This window comes from Pseudomonas fluorescens (assembly GCF_001648775.1).
In the GTDB taxonomy this organism is placed as follows: Bacteria; Pseudomonadota; Gammaproteobacteria; order Pseudomonadales; family Pseudomonadaceae; genus Aquipseudomonas; species Aquipseudomonas fluorescens_M.
Genome location: NZ_LVEJ01000030.1, coordinates 1 through 361, shown reverse-complemented (window position 1 = coordinate 361; position 361 = coordinate 1). Strand labels below are relative to the sequence as shown.

General features: G+C 58.2%; 1 pseudogene. It reads left to right on the top strand.

The annotated features are described in order from the left end of the window. Positions 1-40 precede the first annotated feature (40 nt). Positions 41-361, top strand: a pseudogene (locus tag A8O26_RS25980) (calcium-binding protein); the annotation flags it as partial.

Below are 361 nucleotides of genomic sequence, written 5' to 3'. Positions count from 1 at the left end.
AGGTGCTGACCAGTTCATTGGCGGTGCAGGCACGGATACCGTGAGTTATACCGACAGCCAAGTGGGTGTGACGATCAACACCAAAACCGGCGTGAACTCCGGGATCGCCGCCGGCGATACCTACGTCGGCATCGAGATGCTGGCGGGCTCCGGCAGCAACGACACCTTTATCAGTGGTGCAACTGCCGATCAGTTCGATGGTTCGGGCGGCACTGACACCATTGATTACTCCGGTTCGTCCAGCGGCGTGACGGTAAGTCTGGTTGGCGGTGTTCTGGGTGTTGGTGGAGATGCACAGGGTGACAAACTGTGGAACTTCGAAACCGTCATCGGCTCGTCTTTCAATGACGTGCTGACCGGG